Origin of the sequence: Porphyromonas canoris, assembly GCF_000765975.1 — a bacterium.
Taxonomy (GTDB): Bacteria; Bacteroidota; Bacteroidia; order Bacteroidales; family Porphyromonadaceae; genus Porphyromonas_A; species Porphyromonas_A canoris.
In genome coordinates, this window is sequence record NZ_JQZX01000008.1 from 189,403 (window position 1) to 214,089 (window position 24,687).

Genomic DNA, 24,687 nt, shown 5'->3' on the forward strand with positions numbered 1-24,687 from the left:
TAAATGGTATTGTCGGTATCAGAGCATATCTTCTGCATGAATCCAACCCCATAAACCGCATCCTAAAAGAAGGACTCCGAGGGTGGCATAAAGTAGTCTTGCTCCGCTCTTTCCCAAGTTTTGTCTCGCATATTTCGTGCCGTGGCTGTTGAAAAACCACTTACTCCCCAGTATGCTAACCGAAAGGGCTAATATACCGGGCAGGATAAACATGATCGCAAGAGCCAGACGGACGAAAGAGAGTGGGGACATCGGACACTAACTGAAAAAAGGAAATGCACGCATTACACGAGTACCATCGGCAGAGGATTCTATCTCCACTTTTATGGTACCATCTGGCATAAATGGCTCTAACACTTCGGGCCATTCTATAAAACAGTATCTGCCACTCTCCAGATAATCTTCTGCCCCTACGTTGAAAGCATCATTGCTGGTTTCTAACCGGTAGCAGTCGAAGTGGTAAACCGATTCAAATCCGACACCACCCTTATATTCATTGACAATTGCAAAGGTCGGGCTTGCGGTGGTCTCTTCCACTCCTAAGAGTGAGCAGATAGATTTGATGAGAGTGGTTTTCCCCACACCCATGTTAGCATAGAAAGCAAAAACGCGAGCTTCGGGAAAAGAATCTATAAGCTCTTTTGCCACCTCCGAAAGCTGTTCTAATTTATATCTTTTATGAAAGGTCATAAGTGTTATTTCTACGTGTTGGTATCTTGCTTTATCCTACAAATATAACCCAATTTTCGGGCGCTCGCAAAAACCTGTTTACTCTGTTGCAAGGACTATTTTGTCCAATAAAACGTACCAGACATAGCCGGTTATATTCTCAAATCCCATGGACCGGTAGAGGGAGCAGTAGTACCCAACCTGTTTTAGGTGTTTTTTGATGATCTGCTCTCCAAACTTATAGTCTATGATCGTGATTCTGCCATTCGGATGAAGGACTACTCTATCCGGTCTTTGAGTTGTCTCATGAAGCAATATTGCTCGTTCATTCAATACCTCCGCATCATCTGAAAACCATTCCGAAGAAACAGGATCATTGCTCCGCTTTTCGATAAGAGAACGAAGCTGTTCGGACTCTTGCTCCGTAAGGCTCCCTTTTTCTTGAGCTTCTTTCAAAAGGTCATCAAGCTCCGATATGCTCTTCAAGGCAGATAGCGTAAAGTGCATTCTTACCCCTTTTGCCCTTTCTGTCTCCTGTTCCAAATAGATGGCATAGTCTGGGGCTTTTATGTTCAGGTCCCCAAATCGAGGAGTGGCATAAAGTTTTTCCAGCTTTATGGTATCGCTCTCCTCTTCCACTTCATTTGCATTCTCGGAAACGATATATGGAGAACCATAAGGGAAGAACATAGTTGTACTGCTTTGTCCTTCTTCATCGCACTCTATCAAAGGACACTCTTGCTGTTTTAGAATACCTTTATCTTGCAGTTTCTCTATGGTGTTGAATACCACACTTGAGATAGAAAACGGTGCCGGCTCTTCTTTTCCTTTGCTGTCTTCTTTCTTTACAATCTTCGAGAGTACATGTAGCTCTTTCTCTGCACGAGTATAGGCAACGTACAGCAGATTAAGCTCATCTTCATAGAGTTCAAGCATCTTTTTATTGTACAACTCTCGGAAGTGTGTGTGCGCACATTTGTTCTGTAGTGGCACTATATAGAGAGGAAGAGCGGCAAACTCGCTTGGAAGAGATTGAGAGGATACGAAAATTTTATTCTGTTTCCTTGCCATCTTCCAAGATACGAACGGAAGAATGACGACCGGATACTCCAAACCTTTTGCACTATGGATGGTTCCCACCTTGATTGTAGAGTTTGCTATGCTCTCCGGCATCGGTATTTTTGTCTTATATCCCTGTTCCTCCCACCATTCGTAGAACAATCGGTAGGTTGAGACTTGCTCTTTGGTGTATTGAAACAGAATGTCAAGAAAAGTGTTCAGATAGATCTCCTCTCTTTTATCTATCGGTTTAAGCAGCTCTACTGCCAGTGTTATGGTCTCAAAAATAGAGCGTCCGTAGGCAGCCATGTCCATCATTTGGCGATATAGCTCATCTTTTTCGATCTGTGATGAAGAGATGATCCAAAGACGGTCGAGATGCAGAAAGAACTCCTGCTTATAGCTGTCCGAACTTGGAAATGCGAGGTGTTTGATATAGGCAATCAGAAGAAGGACTATTGGAGAGGCATCTGCGGTAAGAGCTTCATTGGAGAAGAAGTCGAACCGGAACTTAGGATTATCCTTGTAGGTCTCTTTCAGGTAGCCCAACAGCAGGGCTACTCTTGCTGCCTCGCTGTTGTCTCTCACAAGGATGGCAATATCTCCCGGTTTGTAGCCTCTCTCAAAAAGATCTATCAGGTACATCTCCAGTAGATCTTCTTCTGTTATCTCAGAATCTTTTTCCAAAAACAAGTGCGTAACATAACCCGGCTTTTCAGTATTACAACACTCTTTATCCCATTTTGGAGCTGTCTGTTGGGCAACCTCCTCTTCTGCATAGACTTTTTGAGAGATAGAGTCCGCACTGCTTGCATAAAGCCCTCCCTCTTCCATTCCAAAGATCGAAAGATCCACGGCATTACTGAAAAAGCTGTTGTTGAAATGTACAATATTCGGAAGACTCCTCCAATTGATCTCCAGCCTTTTGCTGTTTGTTACTCTTTCCAGATCCGGATCGTTGGGCACTCTTGTGGCAAGAAGAGAGCTTTCAGAGCCTCTGAATCGGTATATACTCTGCTTCACATCTCCCACGAGAAGATTCTCATTGTCATACGCGAGGCTTTCCATGAGAAGAGGCTTAAAGTTCAGCCACTGCACTTTAGAGGTGTCTTGAAACTCATCTATCATGTAGTGCTTGATTCTCGATCCCACTTTTTCGTAAACAAAAGGTACTTTGGCTCCGGATATGATTCGGTAAAGAAGCTGGGAAATATCGGATATGATAAGACAGTTGTTCTCTTGCCGATATTTTTCAATGTATGTATACAGCTTTACCAATATGGGCAGTGTGTCCAGATTGTTCTGTAATACGATTGACGTAAGTACATCTTGTTCTGTCTTATCGTACAGATCCACCGTCTTTTTCAGCAGAGGAGCGATGTCTTCATAGAGTGCATTGATCTCCTCCTTGCGTTCTTTACTTACCTTAGATGCAGCAAGGTTGCTTGTCTCATCCTCCCAAAGTTTCATGAATGTGGATCTGGACTTCGGATTCATCTTGCTATACTCCTCGTCCCAAAACTTTGTCCCAAGTTTTCCCAGCCTGTCCACGACCCTCACGAGCTCGTTTTTTAGAGCGACTGTTACTTCATCTCTTCTGATGCCTGCGCTATCCAATATCTCGACAACATGTGTAAGAGGATCCACGTATTGCTCTATCCTCTCTTTGGCTATGGCTGTCAATTCTTTCTTCGCTTCCTTGATCTTTTCAGGAGAGAAGCTCATCCTCTGATCGGCAAAAATCTCTGCAAACTCTTCCACGAACAGCAAAGGAGCCAAATCAGATAGCTTTTTCGGTATGGAGACTATCTGATCCTTTTGCAGAGACTCCTTGAGCATGCTTCCGATCCAATCCAAAACAACTTTATTCTCTTCCGTGTCGAGAGATCCGAAAAGGCTGTCCATGGCTTTCTTCTGAACCACATCGGTATCTATTTCCACCTCATAGTTGTTCATAACATCTATCTCTATGGCGAAAGAGCGGACGATCTCTTGAAAAAAGGAGTCTATTGTCTGTACCCTGAAATCGCCATAGCCGTCGAGGATAGCCTCTAATGAAGACTTGGCTCTCTGCTGTATGATTTCGGGCGAAAGGCTTAGCTCCTCTTGCAGAGCATCCATGAGGGGAGATTCTTCCGGTGTATGGGTAAGAGTGTGCAGCTCTCTCAGTATCCTGTCTTTCATTTCCCCCGTTGCTTTGGTTGTAAAAGTAACGGCAAGGATATGCTTGAACGCTTTCGGATAGCTCTCTTTCAGGATCAGCTTGATATACTCCAACGTTAGCCGGAATGTTTTACCGCTTCCGGCAGAGGCAGTATAGATGGTCAGAGGAGTATGGTTATTGTCTTTCTGCATCTTCTTTTTTCATGTCGGCAAGGAGAGCTTCCACCTGAGCGACCCGATCTCCTTGAATAATGATAAGGTCATCCTTGACCGAACCTCCCACTCCGCATTTCACTTTCAATATCTTGCCAAGCTCTTTGAGGTCTTCCTCTTTCCCGACAAAACCCTCCACAACGGTAACGATCTTGCCTTTTCTCTGCCGGGCATCCTTGTAGACACGCAGGCGTTGGCGGTGTAAAGGCAGAGTGTCGGGCTTTTCTATCTGCAGTGTTTCGTATTTGAAGTCAGGATTTGTGGAGTAGCATATCCCCACTCTCTCCTCTCGTTCTTTGCGTGAACTCATACCGGTCTCTCTTTTATTTCTTTGGAAAAAGGATTTTGTTGTACTCTTTCGGATTGCTCAGTATCTCTATCGCTTTCGTAACCGTGGGATCTGTCTCCATGTTCACCGCATATTGCGCTTCCATACCGAAGTAATGGGCTGCCAGAAACTCTTTAAGATAGGCGGAGATCAGCTTCTTATGAGGCACGATGTCTCTTTTGAGATTGGGTTCCAGCTGCTTCTTGAGAGCCTCGAAAGCCTCTTTGCTCGACTCCGAATAGCCTTCAAACTCTATCAATCTTTCCAATGCGGATACCACTTTCTGGCTTTGTTCGCCGTATCTGAACTTCTTTTCTTCCAAGAAGTTTACCAGCCCCTCAAACTCCTCATCCGTTATCTTGATCTCTTTGATGGAGTGCACTTTCGGGTTTTTCAAGAACAACCTGCCGGCATACTCGAACAGAGAGCCGTCTCTCAGCATGTAGATCACTATTCCGGGCAGTATCTCGTCTTTGATTTCTATGTCCGGACGAATGCCACCACCGTCTCTCACCTCTCTTCCGTTCGTTGTCTTGAACAGTGTTGTAAGGCTGTCCGGAACAGCGGCAACCGATCCGTCCGGTTGCTTATGAGAGTAGTCTATCTGCTGTATGCACCTTCCACTCGGGATGTGGTAGCGTGCAGTGGTTACCTTCAACAGCCCTTTGTAGGGGAGAGGGCGTGTGGTCTGCACCAATCCTTTGCCAAAACTTTTACTTCCGATAAGTACTGCTCTGTCCAGATCCTGCATTGCTCCGGCAACGATCTCGGAAGAGGAGGCACTATTGCTGTTGATAAGGACAGCGATAGGTATTTTCGTGTCCAAAACCCTACCGGAAGTGTAATATTTTTGAGACGTTCCTACCTGACGTCCTTTGGTCTCGACCACCAATGTTTTCTCCGGAACGAACATGCTCAATATCTCTATTGCTCCTCCCATGACGCCTCCGGTATTGCCCCGAAGGTCTAAGATGAGGCTTTTCATCTTCTTGGTGTCTCGGAGTTGGGTGAACGCATCCATCACATTCTGCGCACTTTTATCCGTGAAAGAGGATAGGCGGATATAGCCGACACCATCCCCATATATGCCGCGATGGACTACCTGATCCACTATCACTTTTTCTCTCACAAGCGTAACCTCTCTCTCCTTATCTTCTCCCAGCCTTCGGATGGTTACTTTTACCGATGTCCCGACCGGACCTTTGAGCAGATTGCTCACTCTGGCATTGGTACTCGGTATGACGGAAAGGGTATCTATCTTCACGAACATGTCTCCCACTTTCAGTCCGGCGCGTTCAGCCGGAGTGTTGGGCATCGGATTGGAGACGTAGACAACGGAGTCGCGCTGCTGGATGAATGCACCTATTCCGCCATACTCACCTGTTGCCATAAACTTGAAATCTTCTGTTTCGGACTGCTCCAGGTAGTTCGTGTAGGGGTCTAACCCTGCCAGCATGCTGTTCATCCCCTCCGAGAAGATGCTCTTCATATCTATGGTATCCACATAGAGGATGGAGAGATTGTTGAGCAGAGCCGAGAAGATCTCTTTCGATCTGCTCATCTCCAACTGTGTTTTTCTGTCTCTCTCTTTCAGCTTTTGTACATCTGTTTGCGCATGAAGAGATAGGGAAGCTCCCAGTAGCAGGATTATGCCTGTAAGTATTCGTTTTATCATGATTTCGGAATGCTCTTTTTATATATTCTCAATATGGTATTATAAGTAACGAAGATAGCTATTTTTCGTAGAATACCCGTTATCCGGCACTCTTGCAGAGGAGGCGATGAGGCAGGGGATAGAGCCTCGTATTTTCCTGCATACTCTTTCCGCTCATTCTCCAATGGCGATTTCCAAAGCCGGTTTTGGGCACTTTTCGGAGGCTCTATCTTGCTCTCCGACCACGCTTCAAAGGTCTCGTTTTAGAATAAAAGTGTATCTTTGAGCCGGATAACAAACTAATTTGAAGCAAACAATGAGATCAAATATATCTATAAGGAGTGTGCAGTCTCTCTTCTTGCTGCTCTTTCTGCTTTTTGCTTCCGGCACTGAGTTGAGTGCTCAAACCGATGCGCCGATGCCTCAAAAGGATATTTTCGAGGTTTTGGCAAGGATCGAGATGGGAAGGGGAGTAGTAACTATCCGCCAGTCTCCTGCCATCAAGGCTCTTGTCGGAACGGGGCTCTCTTTGGACAGCAAGGTGTATTCGGAAGAGATTATGGCTGTCGGGGCGGTTACCTCAGAGCAGAAAGTGGTCGGGTATAGAGTACAAATCTATAACGGTAACGGTACTAAGGGGAGAAGCACAGCGGCATACAGAGAAAAGGTGATACAGGAAGCTCATCCGGAGCTTGCCACTTATTTGCAGTTTCAAGCCCCGTCTTGGAAGCTGCGTGTAGGTAACTTCCTGACGCAAGCAGAGGCAAGAGACGCCATGGTGAAGCTGAAAAAAGATTTTCCTGCATTTGCAAGAGATATGTACGTAGTCCGGGATGCGGTCTACCGTTTTTAACTGATCTATAATCTATGAGTTCTGAAAAAAAAGGAGTAGAACATGGTGTGGACATAGACATACTGATGCCACACTATAAGGAAGTACTGATACACTTGGGAGAAGATCCCGATAGAGAGGGGTTGCAAAAGACCCCTTTGAGAGTTGCGAGAGCAATGGCATTTTTGACGCAAGGGATGCGTCAGGATCCGGCAGCGGTGTTGAAGAGTGCAATGTTCAGGGAAGACTATCGCCAGATGGTTGTTGTGAAAGACATCGACTTCTATTCGCTCTGCGAGCATCATATGTTGCCCTTCTTTGGTAAGGCGCATATCGCATACATCCCGAACGGATATATCACGGGTCTGAGCAAGCTGCCACGGGTGGTGGATATCTTTGCTCGCAGACTGCAAGTACAGGAACGCCTCACAACGCAAATTAAAGAGTGCATACAGGATACGCTCAATCCGCTTGGTGTGATGGTGGTTATCGAAGCCCAACACATGTGTATGCAGATGAGGGGAGTGGAGAAGCAGAACTCCATAACCATGACCAGCGACTTTACCGGAGCTTTCGAGTCTCAAAAGACGCGTGAAGAGTTTATGGCTCTCATCCATAAAAGATAAAAAAGAGACACGGTCGCGGATAAATCTCCGACCGGAAAATAAAAATACAGAGTAAGAAAAAGCTCCCTTTTCGGGGAGCTTTTTTATAAATATGAGGCGCGAAAAATCGCCCAGAAAATCTTCTTGGAGGGAGGGGCGGAGGTGGTCGGTTTTTGTGTCGGTCTCCCTAACCGGCTTGCCGATAGGGAGATATGAAAAATCGCGAATTTGGAAAAAATTTTTTCTCAGTCCGTTTGATGGGGCTTTTTCGTGTTAATAGGTGTAAATTTTAACACCCATTCCTGTAAATGTTTCCTAATAAAGAAATTTGCCTTTTCAGGTGCTTTTTAGGGTGAAAATATGTAAGTAGTTGGCGTTTAGTGTTTTAATGGTTTTGGCTGAATACTTTAATCGAATCCGGTAAACGTATTAAATGAAATCGGTAAACGTGTTCATTGAAAAATTAAACACGTTAAGCCGACAAAATATGCTCGTTTACCGTTTTTGCTTAGCAGGTATCGGAATTTGTGTTAATAAACAGGGGTGGATTTAACAGTTTGGTCGTGCTCTGAAAACAACCCCTCCGATCAAAATAGAGAGCAAGAAAAAAGAGAACATTTTTCGAGATGGAATATATAAAAATGAGGGTCGGACAAGGCGGCGAACCGAAAGAGAAAATGTCTTAAAAACTTCCCGGTTCTCGCTTCGGAGGCGTCTTTTTGTTGAATGGAGCCGGGTAAGAGCTTCTGTCCGAACTCTATCGGGGGAGGTTCGGAGGTTTTTGGGGGAGAGAGCGAACGCTTTCGCCTTTTGGGCGGAGGCGATACGATGAAAAGGGCGGATTGGGATTTTGATCTCCCGGTATCGGGTCGGCTCCTTTTTCTTTCGTCTTGTGGTGATTTAGCTCCCGCTTCTTTTTTGTATCTTTGACCCTCAAACAGATTGAGATAGACTCCCGGCATGAGCAAAGAAACCCTACAAGATCATAATTATACCGACGATAAAGTTGTTACATTAGACCCTATGGAGCATATCCGGAGGCGTCCGGGAATGTATATAGGTAAGCTCGGAGATGGAACGAGTCCGGATGACGGAATATATGTCCTCCTCAAGGAGGTGATAGATAACGCCATAGACGAGTACTCCATGGGGTATGGCAATCGGATAGAGATAAACATAGATGAGGACGGGCTTGTTGTCGTAAGAGACTTCGGGCGTGGCGTGCCGCAAGGATCGTTGAGAGACATCGCCGGAAAGATGAACACCGGAGCGAAGTATGACGATGAGGTGTTCAAAAAAGTGGTCGGACTCAATGGCGTAGGGCTTAAAGCCGTGAATGCTCTCAGTGATCGGATGGAGCTTTCATCGTTCCGATCGGGAAAAGGGAAGAGCGTGGTGTTTGAAAAAGGGATATTCGTCTCCGAAACAGACTTCTTCGACTGCGAGGATGAGAAGGATGGCACCAAAGTGTTGTTCCATCCCGACCCTACGCTGTTTAAGGAGTACCATTATATTAAAGACTATGTGGAGCAGATGCTGAAGATGTACTGCTATCTTCACACCTCGCTTACCATCTCGTTTAATGGCAAAAGATTCAGCTCGAAAAGAGGGTTGCAGGATCTGTTGGAAGATACCATGACGGGAGAAGCACTCTATCCGATCATCCATCTCAGCGGTAAAGATATAGAGATAGCCATGACCCACTCTTCGCAGTATGGGGAAGAGTATTACTCTTTTGTGAATGGACAGAATACGATTCACGGGGGTACGCACCTCTCTGCATTCAAAGAGCATGTGGCTAAAACCATAAAAGAGTATTATGGTAAAAACTTCGATGTGGGCGATGTACGCTCCGGAATAGTGGCGGCAATAAGCATCAGGATTCAGGAACCACTCTTTGAGAGTCAGACCAAAACGAAGTTGGGCTCCAGAGATATAGCGGAGGGCGGAATCTCTTTGGGTAAATTCGTCGGAGATTTTCTCAAGGTGGAGCTGGACAACTATCTGCATAAAAACTCCGAGACAAGCGACATCCTTTACAAAAAGATACTTGAGAGCGAAAAGGAGCGTAAGAGCATCGCCGGCATTACCAAGCTTGCAAAAGAGAGGGCAAAGAAGTCTTCCATCCACAACAAAAAGCTCCGCGACTGCACCTACCATTATAATAACCCGAAAACACCCCGTCCGGACGATACGTCGATCTTTATCACCGAGGGGCTTTCGGCAAGCGGTTCTATCACGCAAAGCCGGGATGCGGAGTATCAGGCTGTGTTTTCTCTTCGGGGAAAACCGCTCAACTGCTACGGACTTTCCAAGCGAGTGGTGTATGAGAACGAGGAGTTCAATCTCCTTCAAGCCGCTCTTAATATAGAAGATGGTATAGACAACCTCAGATATAATAAGGTCATCGTGGCAACCGATGCCGATGTGGACGGTATGCACATCCGTCTCCTTATCATAACGTTCTTCTTGCAGTTTTTCCCCGATCTGGTTCGCCAAAAACACGTATATATATTACAGACACCTCTTTTCCGGGTGAGAGATAAGGGCGAAAAGCAGACCATCTACTGCTATGACGAGAAAGAACGGGACGAAGCCGTGGCAAAGCTGGGGTCTAATGCCTCTATCACCAGATTTAAGGGCTTGGGAGAGATCACGGCAGAGGAGTTTAAGCACTTTATCGGAGCGGATATCCGACTCGATCCTGTGGTTATGAGGAAAGAGGATAGCATAAAGGAGCTGCTCGACTTCTATATGGGGAAGAATACACCGGACCGTCAAGAGTTCATCGTATCCAATCTTGAGGTGGAAGATGATGTATTATAAGCCATTCGGAAGTAGGAAATGAAAAAATATTTGCTCGCTACTTGCACAATCGAAAAATAGTGCTTAAATTTGCACCCGAAAGCACTTGAAAGAACGACAGAGGTTGTTTGGGTGTTTGAATAAGCCTCTTTAGCTCAGTTGGCCAGAGCACGTGATTTGTAATCTCGGGGTCGTTGGTTCGAATCCGACAAGAGGCTCACCTTAAAAAGAAAACATGGAAGGGCAGTTTCCAGAGTGGCCAAATGGGGCTGACTGTAACTCAGCTGACGTTCGTCTTCGGTGGTTCGAATCCATCACTGCCCACTTAAATAAAATCTACAGGTCTATAATAGGTCTGAATGCGGAAGTAGCTCAGTCGATAGAGCATTAGCCTTCCAAGCTAAGGGTCGCGGGTTTGAGCCCCGTCTTCCGCTCTCTTTTTTTTCGCCTATGTAGCTCAGGGGTAGAGCACTTCCTTGGTAAGGAAGAGGTCCCGGGTTCAAATCCCGGCATCGGCTCTGAGAAACAAGTAAGAAATTTAACCCATATATAATATTTTAAATTATGGCAAAAGAACATTTTAATAGGAGTAAGCCCCACGTAAATATCGGTACTATCGGTCACGTGGACCACGGTAAGACTACTTTGACTGCCGCTATTACTACAGTATTGGCAAAGAAGGGTCTTTCTGAATTGCGTTCTTTCGACTCTATCGACAACGCACCAGAAGAAAAGGAAAGAGGTATCACTATCAATACTTCTCACGTTGAGTATGAAACTGCGAACCGTCACTATGCTCACGTTGACTGTCCTGGTCACGCCGACTATGTGAAGAACATGGTTACCGGTGCCGCTCAAATGGACGGTGCTATTATCGTTGTGGCTGCTACAGATGGTCCTATGCCTCAAACAAGAGAGCACATCCTTCTTGCACGTCAGGTAAACGTTCCTCGTCTTGTTGTGTTTATGAACAAGTGCGACTCTGTTGATGACCAAGAAATGCTTGAACTTGTGGAAATGGAAATGAGAGAACTTCTTTCATTCTATGACTTCGATGGTGATAACACTCCTGTTATCCAAGGTTCTGCTCTTGGTGCTCTTAATGGAGATGCAAAATGGGAAGATAAGGTTATGGAGCTTATGGATGCAGTAGATAACTGGATTCCACTTCCTCCACGTGATATCGACAAACCATTCTTGATGCCGGTTGAAGACGTATTCTCTATCACAGGTCGTGGTACTGTTGCTACCGGTCGTATTGAGACAGGTATCATTAAGACAGGTGAAGAAGTTCAAATTATCGGTCTTGGTGCTGCTGGTTTGAAATCAGTTGTTACAGGTGTGGAAATGTTCCGCAAGATTCTTGACGAAGGTCAAGCCGGTGATAACGTAGGTCTTCTTCTTCGTGGTATCGATAAGAACGAAATCAAGCGTGGTATGGTTATCACTCACCCTGGAAAGGTTACTCCTCACAAGAGATTTAAGGCTGAGGTGTATATCTTGAAGAAAGAAGAAGGTGGTCGCCACACTCCATTCCACAACAAGTATCGTCCTCAGTTCTATATCCGTACTCTTGACGTTACAGGTGAAATCACTCTTCCTGAAGGAACAGAAATGGTAATGCCTGGTGATAACGTAACTATTACTGTAGAACTTATCTATCCGGTAGCATGTAGCGTAGGTCTTCGCTTCGCAATCCGTGAAGGTGGTCGTACAGTAGGTGCTGGTCAGATTACAGAACTTCTCGACTAATACGAGTGATCAGACCTTGAGAGTAAAAATTTTGCCACTCTCCCTAAAGGTCTCATAAAATAACAGTGAGAGGTGCTTCCCCTCCGTGAAACACAGATGATAGCACCTCTCACTTTTTTATACGGGTTTAGCTCAGTTGGTAGAGCACTGGTCTCCAAAACCAGGTGTCGGGAGTTCGAGTCTCTCAACCCGTGCTAAAAATCTTAAGATTACGATGGCAAAATCAAATACTAATGCGGTTGCAAAACCGAATATATTTGTGCGCATGGCAAATTACCTCAAAGAGGTATATGAAGAATTGCGCTACAAGGTTTCATGGCCTACTAAAGCCGAATTGGCAAACAGTGCAGTAATAGTCCTTATTGCTTCCATCATTATTGCTGTTTTTGTTTTCTTAGTAGATAAGAGCTTTGAAACTATTATCTCCGAACTATACAAGTTGATCACGCGTTAAGAAGATTCTGAGCAATGCAAGGGAATTCTGACGTTAAGTATTATGTCCTTCGCGCTGTAAGTGGCAAAGAGGTAAAGGTAAAGGAGTACATAGAAGCTGAGTGTAAGCATACAGATCTCGGCCGCTATGTACACAACGTGCTTATACCTATGGAAAAGACATTTATAGTGCGTGGAGGTAAGAAGATCGCAAGAGAGAGACCGTATTTTCCAGGCTATGTCTTTGTGCAGGCTGAGCTTGTGGGCGAGGTGCAGCACAGACTTCGAGTAACTCCTAACGTGCTGGGCTTCTTGGAAGCGCATCCGGACCCTGTCCCTTTGCGTGAAGATGAAGTTAAGCGTATGCTTGGGATTGCCGATGAGCTTACCGAAAGGATTGCCGACATGGATCTGGAATTCTATGTGGGAGATAAGGTCAAGTTGGCCTTTGATCCTTTTACCGGTTTCTATGGTGAGGTGATAGAAGTCTATCCCGAGAAGCAGAAGCTGAAGATCTTGGTTAAGGTCTTTGGTAATCCGACTCCTATGGAGGTAGGCTATTTACAGGTAGTGAAAGAGTAGTTTTTAGGAGTACGTGTTACGGTATTCCGATGATTTCTACTTTTTCTCATTCGATTTTTTAATACACAAAAATGTTCAAAAATGGCAAAAGAAGTTGCTGGACAATTAAAGTTGCAAATTAAGGGTGGCGCAGCTAACCCTTCACCTCCTGTGGGTCCTGCACTAGGTGCAAAGGGTCTTAACATTATGGAGTTTTGCAAGCAATTCAATGCCAGAACCCAAGACAGCGCAGGTAAAATTCTTCCTGTCGTAATTACCTATTACGCAGATAAGAGTTTTGACTTCGTTGTTAAGACTCCCCCTGTGGCTATTCAACTACTTGAAGCAGCTAAGATTAAGTCTGGCTCTGCAGAACCTAATAGAAAGAAGGTGGCAGAAATCACTTGGGAACAAGTGAGAGCCATTGCTACGGATAAGTTGGTGGACCTAAACTGTTTTACTATCGAATCTGCAATGAGATTGGTAGCAGGAACAGCAAGGAGTATGGGTATTTCAGTTAAGGGTGAATTCCCGGAAAATAATTAAATTCGATTAGACAATGAGTAAACTTACAAAGAATCAGAAGTTGGCTTTGAGCAAGGTCGAACCCGGGAAAATGTACACATTGAAGGAAGCATGTGCTTTGGTTAAAGAGATTACAACCACCAAGTTTGATGCTTCTGTGGACATTGATATTCGCCTTGGCGTTGACCCACGTAAAGCAAACCAGATGGTAAGAGGTGTAGTTTCTCTACCACATGGTACAGGTAAGGAAATTAGGGTTTTGGCTCTGTGTACACCCGACAAAGAGGCAGAAGCTAAAGAAGCTGGAGCCGACTATGTAGGGCTTGATGAATATATTGAAAAGATAAAAGGTGGCTGGACAGACATTGACGTAATCATTACTATGCCTGCTATTATGGGTAAGATTGGTGCGTTGGGTCGTGTTCTCGGACCTCGTGGTCTTATGCCTAACCCAAAGAGTGGTACCGTAACCAACGATATCGCTCAAGCTGTAAAAGAGGTTAAGCAAGGTAAGATAGACTTTAAGGTGGATAAAGCCGGTATTGTTCACACATCTATTGGCAAGGTATCTTTCTCTGAAGATAAGATCCGTGACAATGCTAAGGAGTTTGTTGCTACCATCCAAAAGCTTAAACCTGCTGCAGCTAAGGGAACATATGTTAAGAGTATCTTTCTATCGAGTACCATGAGTTTGGGTATCAAAGTAGATCCTAAATCTGTGGAAGAAATTTAAATTTGTGAACTATGAGAAAGGAAGATAAAGTAACAGTTGTAGCCTCTCTGAAAGAGGCAATAGAGGCATATCCTCATTTTTATCTGACAGACGTTGAAGCACTGGACGCAAAGAAAACAAGCGAACTCAGAAGAGAGTGTTTTAAGAGAAATATCAAGCTTGTTGTTGCTAAGAACAAGCTTTTGATGCGTGCTCTTAGTGAAGTGAATGAAGAGCTTTATGCTCCTTTGTTCGCTACTCTAAAGGGAAGCACAGCTGTGATGTTCTCTGAGAATGCTAACGCTCCTGCAAAGCTTATAAAGGATTTTACTAAGGGCTCTAAGGGCGAAGGCAAACCTCAATTGAAGTCTGCTTATGCTCAAGAGGGTATTTATATTGGCGCAAATCAGCTTTCTACTCTTGAAACAATTAAGAGTCGTGAAGAGCTTATCGCTGATGTAGTAGCTCTTCTTGAATCTCCTATCAAGAACGTTCTTTCTTCACTTCAGTCTGGAGGAAATACTATTCATGGAGTGCTTGAAACTCTCCAAAAAAAATAATAATCAAGTCAAATACAACTAAAAAATTATACTGAAATGGCAGATATCAAAGCTATTGCTGAACAACTAGTGAACCTAACGGTTAAAGAAGTTAGCGAACTCGCTACTATCCTTAAAGAAGAATACGGCATTGAGCCTGCTGCAGCTGCTGTTGCTGTTGCTGCTGGTCCTGCTGCTGGTGCAGCTGAAGCTGTAGAAGAAAAGACATCTTTTGATATTGTTCTTAAGTCTGCAGGCGCAGCTAAGCTTCAAGTGGTTAAGGCTGTTAAGGAACAATGCGGCCTTGGTCTTAAGGAAGCAAAAGACATCGTAGATGGAGCTCCTTCTACTGTTAAGGAAGGTGTAGATAAAGCTACTGCTGAAGCTCTTAAGAAAGCTCTAGAAGAAGCAGGTGCTGAAGTAGAAATTAAATAATCTACGCTTGTAAGCCCTGTTTTTAACAGGATATGGTTAAGATCCCACTGCAAAGTGGGTTCTTAACCTTTTCGTGTCTTATTTCCTTTTTTACCTTATTTGCTTCATATGTCCAAACAAAATCGTACGCAAAGAGTCAATTTTGCATCCATAAAAAATCCATTTCCTTTTCCGGACTTCTTGGATGTTCAGCTGAAGTCGTTTAAGGACTTCTTGCAATTAGATACTCCTCCGGAGAAGAGAAAAAAGGAGGGCTTGTATAAGGTGTTTGCTGAAAACTTCCCTATACATGATACCAGAAATAACTTTGTACTTGAATTTTTGGACTATTATATAGATCCTCCGAGATACACAATAGATGAGTGTATCACACGTGGTCTTACTTATAATGTTCCTCTCAAGGCTAAGATGAAACTTTACTGTACAGATCCGGATCATGAGGATTTTGATACAGTGACTCAGGATGTCTATTTGGGTGCCATACCCTATATGACAAATAGTGGTACATTCATAATAAATGGTGCAGAACGTGTTGTCGTTTCTCAGATGCACCGTTCTCCGGGTGTTTTCTTCAGTGAAAGTATGCATGCCAACCGCACCAAACTCTATTCGGCAAGGATTATTCCTTTCAAAGGATCCTGGATAGAGTTTGCTACGGATATTTCTAACGTGATGTATGCATACATTGACCGTAAAAAGAAATTACCCGTAACCACTCTACTAAGAGCTATTGGTTTTGAAACGGATAAGGCTATTCTGGACATTTTTGGAATGGCAGAAGAGGTTAAGGTTACTAAGACTAATCTCAAAAAATATCTTGGGAGAAAAGTTGCAGCACGTCTTTTGAAGACATGGTTAGAGGACTTTGTTGATTCTGAAACAGGTGAAGTCGTTTCTCTGGAGAGATATGAGGTCATTCTGGATCGTGAACAAGAGTTGACGGAGGACAATATGCAACATGTTTTGGATTCCGGAGTATCATCTATTCTTCTTCATAAGGAGGATGAAGGAGGATTGGACTTCTCAATCATTTCCAATACATTCCAAAAAGACCAATCTAACTCCGAGAAAGAAGCTATAGATCATATCTATAAGCAGTTGCGTAATCAAGATCCTGTGGACGAAGCTTCTGCTCGTGAGGTGATTACCAACCTTTTCTTCTCTGAAAAAAGGTATGACCTTGGAGACGTTGGTCGTTACAGAATAAATAAGAAACTCAATCTGGATATAGATCCGGATGTCAAGATATTGACCAAAGAGGATATTATTGCTATTATCCGATACTTGGTCGAACTCAAGAATAACAAACAGACAATAGACGATATAGACCACTTGTCTAATCGTCGTGTCCGTACAGTGGGAGAACAGCTGTACAACCAGTTTGGTGTTGGTCTTGCAAGAATGGCTCGCACTGTAAGAGAGCGTATGAACGTGAGAGATAATGAAGTCTTTACTCCTATAGACCTTATCAACGCAAAGACAATCTCTTCAGTTGTTAACTCATTCTTCGGAACAAACGCACTGTCTCAGTTTATGGACCAAACCAATCCTCTTGCCGAGATTACTCACAAGAGAAGATTGTCTGCTTTAGGTCCCGGAGGTCTTAGTCGTGATAGAGCCGGATTTGAGGTTCGAGACGTTCACTACACACACTATGGTCGCCTCTGTCCTATTGAGACACCGGAAGGGCCAAACATTGGTCTTATCTCTTCTCTGTGTGTATATGCTAAAATCAATGAACTTGGATTTATTTCCACTCCTTACAGAAAGGTTGTAAACGGAAAGGTAGATTTCTCTCCGGAGGGCATTGAGTATTTTACTGCAGAAGCAGAAGAGGACAAGACAGTGGCTCAAGGTAATGCTCCACTGAACGAAGATGGCAAGTTTATCAATCCAATGGTAAAGTCTCGTTATGCGTCAGACTTCCCCGTTGTATCTCCTGATAAAGTTGACCTTATGGACGTATCTCCCACTCAGATTGCATCTATTGCTGCATCTCTTATTCCTTTCTTGGAACATGACGATGCTAACCGTGCTTTGATGGGTTCTAACATGATGCGTCAGGCTGTACCTCTTATTCAGCCGGATGCTCCTATTGTGGGTACGGGTATCGAAAGCCAGTTGGTAAGAGACTCTCGTTCGCAAGTTGTTGCAGAGCGTGATGGTGTTATCGAATATGTAGATGCTACCGTAATAAAGATACGCTATGATAGAACAGAAGATGAAGCCTTTGTTTCGTTTGATGATCCTATTACAGAATATAGGCTACCGAAGTTCCGTAAAACGAACCAAAGTACAACTATAGACCTTCGTCCTATCTGCCGAAAAGGACAGAAGGTTAAGAACGGAGATATCCTCACAGAAGGATACTCTACCCAACAAGGTGAAATTGCTTTGGGACGCAATGTGCTTGTTGCATATATGCCTTGGAAGGGGTACAACTATGAGGATGCTATTGTATTGAATGAGCGTCTTGTTCGTGAGGATATATTTACATCTGTTCATGTTGATGAGTATATCTTGGAAGTACGTGAGACAAAACGAGGATTGGAAGAGTTGACTTCTGATATCCCGAATGTTTCCGAAGATGCTACAAAGGATCTTGACGAACGAGGCATTATCCGAATAGGAGCCCATGTAACACCGGGAGATATTTTGGTCGGAAAGATCACTCCAAAGGGAGAATCGGACCCAACTCCAGAAGAAAAACTTCTTCATGCAATCTTTGGGGATAAAGCCGGAGACGTCAAGGATGCTTCTCTTAAAGCTACACCGTCTCTCTCCGGAACCGTTATCCAAACCTGTCTATTCTCTCGTGCTATGATGACGAGAAAGGATAAAGCGGCGACACGTGATGTCCTAAAAGAAATGGATAAGGAGTTTGAGAGAGTATGTGAAGACCTCAAGGAGGTTGCAATACAAAAGCTCATTAAGATTATTCAAGATAAGGTTTCAGCCGGAGTGATGAATTATCATGGTGCTGAGGTCGTATCTAAAGGAACAAAATTTACTCCTATCGTTCTTTCTCAGATACAGTATGACGAAGTACAACTTAATGGTTGGACTAATGATGAGCATACCAATGACCTTATCCGTGCTTTAGTTCAGAACTATTTACGTAAGGTTAAGGAGCAGGAATCCGAACTTCGCCGACGCAAATATGATCTGACTATTGGAGACGAGCTACCTAATGGTATCGTTCAAATAGCTAAGGTGTATATTGCGAAGAAGAGAAAGATTCAGGTTGGAGATAAGATGGCAGGACGTCACGGTAACAAGGGTATTGTTTCTAAGATTGTTCGTTATGAAGATATGCCGTTTATGGATGATGGTACTGCTGTTGATTTGTGTTTGAATCCGCTTGGTGTACCTTCTCGTATGAACCTTGGACAGATCTTTGAAGCAGTGCTTGGTTGGGCAGGAAAAACTCTTGATACTAAGTTTGCCACCCCTATCTTTGATGGTGCCAAGTTAGAAGATTTGGACTATTGGACAGATAAAGCTTCTCTGCCTCGTTATGGAGCAACACGCTTGAGAGACGGAGGAACCGGAGAATATTTTGACCAGCCGGCAACAGTCGGAGTAACCTACTTCTTGAAGTTGGGACACATGGTTGATGATAAGATGCACGCACGTTCTATCGGTCCATACTCTTTGATAACTCAACAACCTCTTGGAGGTAAGGCTCAGTTTGGTGGTCAGCGTTTCGGAGAAATGGAGGTTTGGGCTCTTGAAGCTTATGGCGCAGCACACATCTTGCAAGAAATCTTGACCATAAAGAGTGATGATGTGGTAGGCCGTTCTAAAGCCTATGAAGCTATTGTCAAAGGAACTCCAATGCCTACACCGGGTATCCCGGAATCTTTGAATGTATTGTTGCATGAACTCAAAGGTCTTGGCTTGAGTTTTACATTGGATTAAAAAGAATCGAACTTCACATACGCATTTACACATGGCTTTTAAAAGAGACAATAAGATAAGGAGTAATTTTACCAAGATAACAATTGGTATTGCCTCACCGGAAGAGATTCTTGAAAACTCAAGTGGAGAGGTCCTAAAACCCGAAACAATAAATTATAGAACGTATAAGCCGGAACGAGATGGCCTTTTCTGTGAGCGCACCTTTGGTCCTGTTAAGGATTATGAGTGTCATTGCGGAAAGTACAAGCGTATTCGTTACAAAGGAATTGTTTGTGATCGCTGTGGTGTAGAGGTTACAGAAAAGAAGGTTCGCCGTGAGCGTATGGGACATATCTCTCTGGAAGTCCCTGTTGTTCATATTTGGTATTTCCGTTCAAATCCTAACAAGATATCATATCTTCTCGGCATTCCTGCCAAGAAGCTGGAGTCTGTAATTTACTACGAAAAATATGCTGTTATTCAGCCGGGTATTGTAGAGTCTGTAGAGGTTAATGACCTGCTGACAGAGGATGAATACCTGGAAATTTTGGCTTCTCTGCCCAAAGAGAACCAATATTTGGATGATAGTGATCCCAATAAATTTATAGCAAAAATAGGAGCAGAAGCTATCTATGACCTACTTGCACGTGTCGATCTTGACAAACTCTCTTACGAACTTAGAGACAGAGCGTCTAAGGACTCTTCTCAGCAACGAAAGAAAGATGCTTTGAAGCGTCTTCAAGTAGTGGAAAGTTTCAGAGCAAGTCAAGGACAAAATCGTCCCGAATGGATGGTTCTAAAGGTTGTTCCTGTGATTCCACCGGAATTGAGACCTTTGGTGCCTCTTGATGGTGGTCGCTTTGCAACATCTGACCTGAACGAGTTGTATCGTAGAGTTATCATACGTAACAATCGTCTTAAAAGACTTCTTGAGCAGAGAGCTCCTCAGGTAATCCTTCGTAATGAGAAGCGGATGCTTCAGGAAGCAGTGGATAGCCTTTTTGATAACTCTCGTAAGTCAAGCGCAGTCAAGAGCGAAAGCAATCGTCCATTGAAGTCTCTAACAGATTCTCTAAAAGGCAAACAAGGACGTTTCCGTCAGAACCTGCTTGGTAAGCGTGTCGATTATTCTGCACGTTCCGTTATTGTGGTTGGTCCTGAGCTTAAGATGCACGAGTGTGGTTTGCCAAAATACATGGCAGCAGAGCTTTACAAGCCATTTATCATACGTAAGTTGATAGAGCGTGGCATTGTTAAGACCGTTAAGAGTGCTAAAAAGATTGTGGATCGTAAAGAGCCGGTCGTTTGGGATATTTTGGAACACGTGATCAAAGGACACCCTGTTCTTCTCAACCGTGCTCCTACACTTCACCGTCTCGGTATTCAGGCCTTCCAACCTAAGCTTATAGAAGGAAAAGCTATTCAGCTGCACCCTCTTGCTTGTACGGCATTTAATGCCGACTTTGACGGGGACCAGATGGCTGTTCACCTTCCTTTGTCCAATGAGGCTATCTTGGAAGCACAGATCCTTATGCTGGCTTCTCACAATATCCTTAACCCTGCAAATGGAGCGCCTATTACCGTACCATCACAAGATATGGTACTTGGACTTTATTACATCACCAAGATCCGTAAGAACAGCAAGGGTGCAGGTCTTGTATTTTATGGACCGGAAGAAGCTTTTATTGCTTACAACGAAGGAAAGGTTGGTATCCATGCACCGATTAAGGTCGTGGTAGACGATCTGGATGAAAGCGGTAATGAAATTTCACACATGGTCGAGACTTCTGTTGGACGACTTCTATTCAACGAATGTGTTCCCGAAAAGATAGGCTATGTCAATGCTCTTCTTGGAAAGAATGCACTTAGAGATATTATTGGTTATGTCATAAAGAAGAGAGGTGTTGCAGCAACAGCGCACTTCCTTGACCACATAAAGGATCTCGGCTATAACATGGCATTTAAGGCAGGTCTTTCATTTAACCTTTCAGATGTTCTTATTCCACAGGAGAAAGAGCAGCTTATTCAAGAGGGATATGAGGAGATAAATGCCATTACTGCCAATTATAGCATGGGTTTTATCACCAATAATGAAAGATACAACCAGATTATAGATGCTTGGACGCATATCAACACAAGATTGTCCAATATCTTGATGAAACAGCTCAGTCAGGATAACGAAGGATTTAACCCGATCTTTATGATGATGGACTCCGGAGCTCGTGGTTCCAAGAGTCAGATCAATCAGCTTTCAGGTATTCGTGGTCTTATGGCTAAACCGCAGAAGAGTGGTGCGGATGCAGCCCCGACTATGGAGAACCCTATTCTTTCTAACTTTAAGGAAGGGCTATCTGTTCTTGAGTATTTTATCTCTACTCACGGTGCTCGTAAAGGTCTTTCCGATACGGCTCTTAAGACAGCCGATGCCGGTTACCTTACTCGTCGTCTTGTGGATGTTTCCCAAGATGTTATTGTGACAGAAGATGACTGTGAAACACTTCGTGGCTTGGAGATTTCGGAAATAAAAGAGAATGATATTGTTGTTTCTTCTCTTTATGAACGTATTCTTGGTCGTGTTTCAGTTCATGATATAATCCATCCTAATACGGGAGAGATTCTCGTTTATGCCGGAGAAGAGATTACAGAAGATGCTGCACAACGGATACAAGATTCGCCTATTAAGAGTGTAGAGATCCGTTCTGTTCTTACTTGTGAGTCCAAGAAAGGTGTCTGTGCAAAGTGCTATGGTCGAAATCTTGCCGTTGGTACTATGGTGCAGATCGGAGAGGTTGTCGGTGTTATTGCGGCTCAATCCATTGGAGAGCCGGGTACACAGCTTACACTTCGTACTTTCCACGCCGGAGGTATTGCATCCAATGCTACACAACAGAACTCCTACAAGGCTAAGTATGATGGTATTTTGGAGATAGACGAACTTCGTACAGTAGACTTTGTCGAAGAAGACGGAAGCATTACCAAAATAGTCGTAAGCCGTCTTGCCGAATTGCGTCTTATTGACCCGAATACTCGAATGATTCTTGTCAACAATCATATCCCTTATGGAGCACGTTTGTTCTTCAATATTGGAGATAAGATCCAGAAAGATGCTGTCCTTTACGAGTTTGACCCATTCAATACCGTTATTATTTCTGAAGCAGCAGGTACACTTGCATACAATGGCATTGTTGAGAATGTTACTTTCAAAGTCGAGCATGACTCTAACGTGGAGGTCGGACACACAGACAACGTCATCATTGAATCTAAGGACAAGAATCTTTCACCGGAATTCCGTATTTTGGATAAGGATGGCAATATAGATCGTACTTACAACCTTCCGGTAGGTGCTCGTTTCAGCAAGAAAGAAGGTGAACGAGTAAATCTGGGAGATATTCTTGTAAAGATTCCTCGTACAAGCAATTCCGGAGGGGACATCACGGGAGGTCTTCCTCGTGTAACCGAGCTGTTTGAAGCACGTAATCCGAATAATCCTGCGGTTGTTTCCGAAATTGATGGAGAAGTATCTTTAGGTAAGATTCGTCGAGGTCATCGGGAGGTAACTGTTACTTCCAAGCTTGGAGAAGAGAGAAAGTATCAGGTGCCATTGTCAAAGCAACTGCTTATTCAGGAGAAAGAGTATGTCCGTGCAGGAACGCCTCTCTCTGATGGTGCGATAACTCCTGCAGATATTCTTGCCATACAAGGACCAAATGCTGTACAAGACTACATTGTCAATGGTATCCAGCATGTCTATCGTCAACAAGGGGTAAAGATCAACGATAAGCACTTTGAAGTTATTGTACGTCAAATGATGCGTAAGGTTGAAATTGTTGAACCGGGAGATACACGATTCTTGGAACAACAACTCGTAGACCGTATAGAGGTTCAGGAAGAGAATGATCGTATATGGGGCAAAAAGGTTGTGGTAGATGCCGGAGACTCAGAAATTTATAGTCCGGGTCAGATCATCACCGTTCGCAGACTAAGAGACGAAAACAGCTCATTGAAGAGAAGAGACTTGAGACCTGTTCAGGTAAGAGATGCTCAACCTGCTACGGCAAATCAAGTATTGCAAGGAATCACTCGTGCTGCACTTCAAACCAATAGCTTTATGTCTGCCGCATCATTCCAAGAGACACCTAAGGTGCTCAACGATGCTGCAATCCAAGGCAAGGTAGACTATTTGGAGGCTCTCAAAGAGAACGTTATCTGTGGACACTTGATACCTGCCGGTACCGGTTTCCGTATGTACGACAAACTTATAGTTGGTTCTAAAGAGGAGTTGGAAGCCCATAAGGTCGCTACTCTTGCAGGACCGGTGATTATGCCGGAAGACTAAAAATTATTTAGCACAAATATTACTTCACAGAAAGTCCCACCATACGACCGTATGGTGGGACTTTTTATTCACCCTCCTATTAGCACATTCTCACATGACTTAGGAGACCTAATGTCAAAAAGGAAGGAGTGGTTTTTTGAACTTCCCAAGGCAGTTCTCCAAACCACTCCTAATCTCGCATACTGCACCCTGATACTACCCCTGCCCAATGCTATTTGAGCAACTTGTCTCTTTCGTATCAACCGTACTATTACTTCCGTCCACTGGTAGTCTGAATATCTTCTTCTTAACCCTTGTTAGAAAAATTCTAATAGTAGATCAAGATCACAAATAGAACACAGATAAACTCATCCCTTAAGACTACAAACTGTTTTAATCTCATCAATCCTGAATGTTCGCCACTGCTCCAAGGCTATCTTCTCCTCCCCTACTTTCGGTTACTCATAATACCCTAAAGAAACCATCTTATCTTTCACTAAGATTCATTGACCAAGAACAAATCGTTGTTTTTGATACAATTACTACAAAGTTTGGATTCAAAAGTTTGCAATAAGGTACTACTTTCATCAATTTCAGATCGGCTTCGAACCTTGTGCTTCTATTTAAGGATAGACATGATAGCGATCAATTACAGAAACCGCATTGATGCAACTACCCGATGAAAGTATACCAAATTACTGTTCACATTGCATATCATTCAAAGACCTCCTATACGCCACAGCCTCCCACAATCTATACCACGATCAAACTCAAAGTTTGAAAAGAGATATAAACCATAACAGACTATCGTCCGTATTTGCAAGTATCACTCTTTCGGCGTCTGCATTGGTAGTCCGAGTATAGAAGCCAGAGTCTGCCGAAGCATCTCTTGCTCGTTAAGCTGCATGAGCAGATTAACATACCCGCCAACTTGGGTAATATTCATAGGTGCAGGAATGCGAGAAGGTTTTATATCGCTTTCCGAAGCTATTCTGCGAAGTATCATCTTTTTTATTTCCAATACTTCCGGCGAAACTTCGTGTTCCAACAACTTCGCCACTAATGCTTGTATATCTATATTTTCTGACATATCAATCTTTTTTTGAGATTTTGGTTTGACAACTGCTTATAGAATTCACTCTCCCTGATTACTTACAGACAGACAATCAAATTGTTTATAGCTCCTTC

At 43.7% G+C, this 24,687-nt stretch carries 18 protein-coding genes and 5 tRNA genes; 17 read left to right on the forward strand and 6 right to left on the reverse strand.

From position 1 onward, the window contains the following. Window positions 1-18: 18 nt before the first annotated feature. The 5 genes from HQ29_RS10100 to HQ29_RS03780 form a co-directional block, all read right to left on the reverse strand. Entirely contained in the window at window positions 19-252 is a 234-nt protein-coding gene (locus tag HQ29_RS10100; RefSeq protein ID WP_052103119.1) for an Imm17 family immunity protein, read from the reverse strand. Between the two features lie 6 nt (window positions 253-258). Further along, on the reverse strand, window positions 259-690 hold the full coding sequence (gene tsaE, locus HQ29_RS03765) for a tRNA (adenosine(37)-N6)-threonylcarbamoyltransferase complex ATPase subunit type 1 TsaE (protein ID WP_036791290.1): 432 nt from the start codon (window positions 688-690) through the stop codon (window positions 259-261). Window positions 691-768: 78 nt separating this feature from the next. Then, the gene (locus HQ29_RS03770) at window positions 769-4,083 is read right to left on the reverse strand and encodes a UvrD-helicase domain-containing protein (protein ID WP_036867639.1); all 3,315 of its coding nucleotides are present in this window, start codon (window positions 4,081-4,083) and stop codon (window positions 769-771) included. After that, the gene (locus HQ29_RS03775) at window positions 4,067-4,414 is read right to left on the reverse strand and encodes a translation initiation factor (protein WP_036791295.1); all 348 of its coding nucleotides are present in this window, start codon (window positions 4,412-4,414) and stop codon (window positions 4,067-4,069) included. Before HQ29_RS03775 ends, HQ29_RS03770 begins: the two co-directional genes overlap by 17 nt. Window positions 4,415-4,427: 13 nt before the next feature. After that, complete coding sequence (locus HQ29_RS03780; protein ID WP_036867640.1) at window positions 4,428-6,107, reverse strand: S41 family peptidase; 1,680 nt, start codon at window positions 6,105-6,107, stop codon at window positions 4,428-4,430. 295 nt (window positions 6,108-6,402) lie between these two features. On the opposite strand from HQ29_RS03780, the gene HQ29_RS03785 reads away from it, so the two are divergent. The 17 genes from HQ29_RS03785 to rpoC all read left to right on the forward strand — a co-directional run bounded on the left by HQ29_RS03785 (window position 6,403) and on the right by rpoC (window position 23,520). Then, on the forward strand, window positions 6,403-6,939 hold the full coding sequence (locus HQ29_RS03785; RefSeq protein WP_052089779.1) for an SPOR domain-containing protein: 537 nt from the start codon (window positions 6,403-6,405) through the stop codon (window positions 6,937-6,939). Between the two features lie 14 nt (window positions 6,940-6,953). After that, on the forward strand, window positions 6,954-7,544 hold the full coding sequence (folE, locus tag HQ29_RS03790) for a GTP cyclohydrolase I FolE (RefSeq protein ID WP_036791301.1): 591 nt from the start codon (window positions 6,954-6,956) through the stop codon (window positions 7,542-7,544). Between the two features lie 939 nt (window positions 7,545-8,483). Next, complete coding sequence (locus HQ29_RS03800; protein ID WP_036867643.1) at window positions 8,484-10,349, forward strand: DNA topoisomerase IV subunit B; 1,866 nt, start codon at window positions 8,484-8,486, stop codon at window positions 10,347-10,349. 123 nt (window positions 10,350-10,472) lie between these two features. Further along, window positions 10,473-10,546: transfer RNA gene (locus HQ29_RS03805), tRNA-Thr, on the forward strand. Between the two features lie 23 nt (window positions 10,547-10,569). Further along, a tRNA-Tyr gene (locus tag HQ29_RS03810) sits at window positions 10,570-10,652 on the forward strand. A 37-nt stretch (window positions 10,653-10,689) separates the two neighbouring features. Then, a tRNA-Gly gene (locus HQ29_RS03815) sits at window positions 10,690-10,762 on the forward strand. A gap of 12 nt (window positions 10,763-10,774) precedes the next feature. Next, a tRNA-Thr gene (locus tag HQ29_RS03820) sits at window positions 10,775-10,846 on the forward strand. A gap of 46 nt (window positions 10,847-10,892) precedes the next feature. Further along, on the forward strand, window positions 10,893-12,080 hold the full coding sequence (tuf, locus tag HQ29_RS03825) for an elongation factor Tu (protein ID WP_036791311.1): 1,188 nt from the start codon (window positions 10,893-10,895) through the stop codon (window positions 12,078-12,080). A 121-nt stretch (window positions 12,081-12,201) separates the two neighbouring features. Continuing rightward, window positions 12,202-12,274: transfer RNA gene (locus tag HQ29_RS03830), tRNA-Trp, on the forward strand. A 71-nt stretch (window positions 12,275-12,345) separates the two neighbouring features. Beyond that, window positions 12,346-12,534 (forward strand): preprotein translocase subunit SecE, encoded by a 189-nt coding sequence (gene secE, locus HQ29_RS03835; protein WP_036792668.1) that lies wholly within the window; start codon window positions 12,346-12,348, stop codon window positions 12,532-12,534. Between the two features lie 14 nt (window positions 12,535-12,548). Continuing rightward, window positions 12,549-13,094, forward strand: coding sequence for a transcription termination/antitermination protein NusG (gene nusG / locus HQ29_RS03840; protein WP_036791314.1), 546 nt, complete (start codon window positions 12,549-12,551; stop codon window positions 13,092-13,094). A gap of 81 nt (window positions 13,095-13,175) precedes the next feature. Then, the gene (rplK, locus tag HQ29_RS03845) at window positions 13,176-13,619 is read left to right on the forward strand and encodes a 50S ribosomal protein L11 (protein ID WP_036791317.1); all 444 of its coding nucleotides are present in this window, start codon (window positions 13,176-13,178) and stop codon (window positions 13,617-13,619) included. Between the two features lie 13 nt (window positions 13,620-13,632). After that, window positions 13,633-14,331 carry a 50S ribosomal protein L1 gene (rplA, locus tag HQ29_RS03850; protein WP_036791320.1) on the forward strand — a complete coding sequence of 233 codons (699 nt, stop codon included), beginning with the start codon at window positions 13,633-13,635 and terminating at the stop codon, window positions 14,329-14,331. An 11-nt stretch (window positions 14,332-14,342) separates the two neighbouring features. Beyond that, entirely contained in the window at window positions 14,343-14,870 is a 528-nt protein-coding gene (rplJ, locus tag HQ29_RS03855) for a 50S ribosomal protein L10 (RefSeq protein ID WP_036791322.1), read from the forward strand. 36 nt (window positions 14,871-14,906) lie between these two features. Then, window positions 14,907-15,284, forward strand: coding sequence for a 50S ribosomal protein L7/L12 (gene rplL / locus HQ29_RS03860; RefSeq protein WP_036791325.1), 378 nt, complete (start codon window positions 14,907-14,909; stop codon window positions 15,282-15,284). Between the two features lie 108 nt (window positions 15,285-15,392). Next, a complete protein-coding gene (gene rpoB, locus HQ29_RS03865) occupies window positions 15,393-19,205 on the forward strand; it encodes a DNA-directed RNA polymerase subunit beta (protein WP_036867644.1) in 3,813 nt (1,270 codons plus the stop codon). Window positions 19,206-19,236: 31 nt separating this feature from the next. After that, window positions 19,237-23,520 (forward strand): DNA-directed RNA polymerase subunit beta', encoded by a 4,284-nt coding sequence (gene rpoC, locus HQ29_RS03870; protein WP_036867646.1) that lies wholly within the window; start codon window positions 19,237-19,239, stop codon window positions 23,518-23,520. 805 nt (window positions 23,521-24,325) lie between these two features. Here rpoC and HQ29_RS03875 read toward each other — a convergent pair. After that, the gene (locus HQ29_RS03875) at window positions 24,326-24,589 is read right to left on the reverse strand and encodes a phospholipase D-like domain-containing protein (protein ID WP_052079447.1); all 264 of its coding nucleotides are present in this window, start codon (window positions 24,587-24,589) and stop codon (window positions 24,326-24,328) included. Window positions 24,590-24,687 lie beyond the last annotated feature (98 nt).

What these genes read in the sequence shown, in the direction of transcription:
- rplA (WP_036791320.1), top strand. Translation starts at nt 13,633, where the DNA reads ATGAGTAAACTTACAAAGAATCAGAAGTTGGCTTTGAGCAAGGTCGAA.
- HQ29_RS03800 (WP_036867643.1), top strand. Translation starts at nt 8,484, where the DNA reads ATGAGCAAAGAAACCCTACAAGATCATAATTATACCGACGATAAAGTT.
- rplJ (WP_036791322.1), top strand. Translation starts at nt 14,343, where the DNA reads ATGAGAAAGGAAGATAAAGTAACAGTTGTAGCCTCTCTGAAAGAGGCA.
- HQ29_RS10100 (WP_052103119.1), bottom strand. Translation starts at nt 252, where the DNA reads ATGTCCCCACTCTCTTTCGTCCGTCTGGCTCTTGCGATCATGTTTATC.
- rpoB (WP_036867644.1), top strand. Translation starts at nt 15,393, where the DNA reads ATGTCCAAACAAAATCGTACGCAAAGAGTCAATTTTGCATCCATAAAA.
- HQ29_RS03770 (WP_036867639.1), bottom strand. Translation starts at nt 4,083, where the DNA reads ATGCAGAAAGACAATAACCATACTCCTCTGACCATCTATACTGCCTCT.
- secE (WP_036792668.1), top strand. Translation starts at nt 12,346, where the DNA reads ATGGCAAATTACCTCAAAGAGGTATATGAAGAATTGCGCTACAAGGTT.
- nusG (WP_036791314.1), top strand. Translation starts at nt 12,549, where the DNA reads ATGCAAGGGAATTCTGACGTTAAGTATTATGTCCTTCGCGCTGTAAGT.
- HQ29_RS03780 (WP_036867640.1), bottom strand. Translation starts at nt 6,107, where the DNA reads ATGATAAAACGAATACTTACAGGCATAATCCTGCTACTGGGAGCTTCC.
- rplK (WP_036791317.1), top strand. Translation starts at nt 13,176, where the DNA reads ATGGCAAAAGAAGTTGCTGGACAATTAAAGTTGCAAATTAAGGGTGGC.
- tuf (WP_036791311.1), top strand. Translation starts at nt 10,893, where the DNA reads ATGGCAAAAGAACATTTTAATAGGAGTAAGCCCCACGTAAATATCGGT.
- rpoC (WP_036867646.1), top strand. Translation starts at nt 19,237, where the DNA reads ATGGCTTTTAAAAGAGACAATAAGATAAGGAGTAATTTTACCAAGATA.
- HQ29_RS03785 (WP_052089779.1), top strand. Translation starts at nt 6,403, where the DNA reads ATGAGATCAAATATATCTATAAGGAGTGTGCAGTCTCTCTTCTTGCTG.
- tsaE (WP_036791290.1), bottom strand. Translation starts at nt 690, where the DNA reads ATGACCTTTCATAAAAGATATAAATTAGAACAGCTTTCGGAGGTGGCA.
- folE (WP_036791301.1), top strand. Translation starts at nt 6,954, where the DNA reads ATGAGTTCTGAAAAAAAAGGAGTAGAACATGGTGTGGACATAGACATA.
- HQ29_RS03875 (WP_052079447.1), bottom strand. Translation starts at nt 24,589, where the DNA reads ATGTCAGAAAATATAGATATACAAGCATTAGTGGCGAAGTTGTTGGAA.
- HQ29_RS03775 (WP_036791295.1), bottom strand. Translation starts at nt 4,414, where the DNA reads ATGAGTTCACGCAAAGAACGAGAGGAGAGAGTGGGGATATGCTACTCC.
- rplL (WP_036791325.1), top strand. Translation starts at nt 14,907, where the DNA reads ATGGCAGATATCAAAGCTATTGCTGAACAACTAGTGAACCTAACGGTT.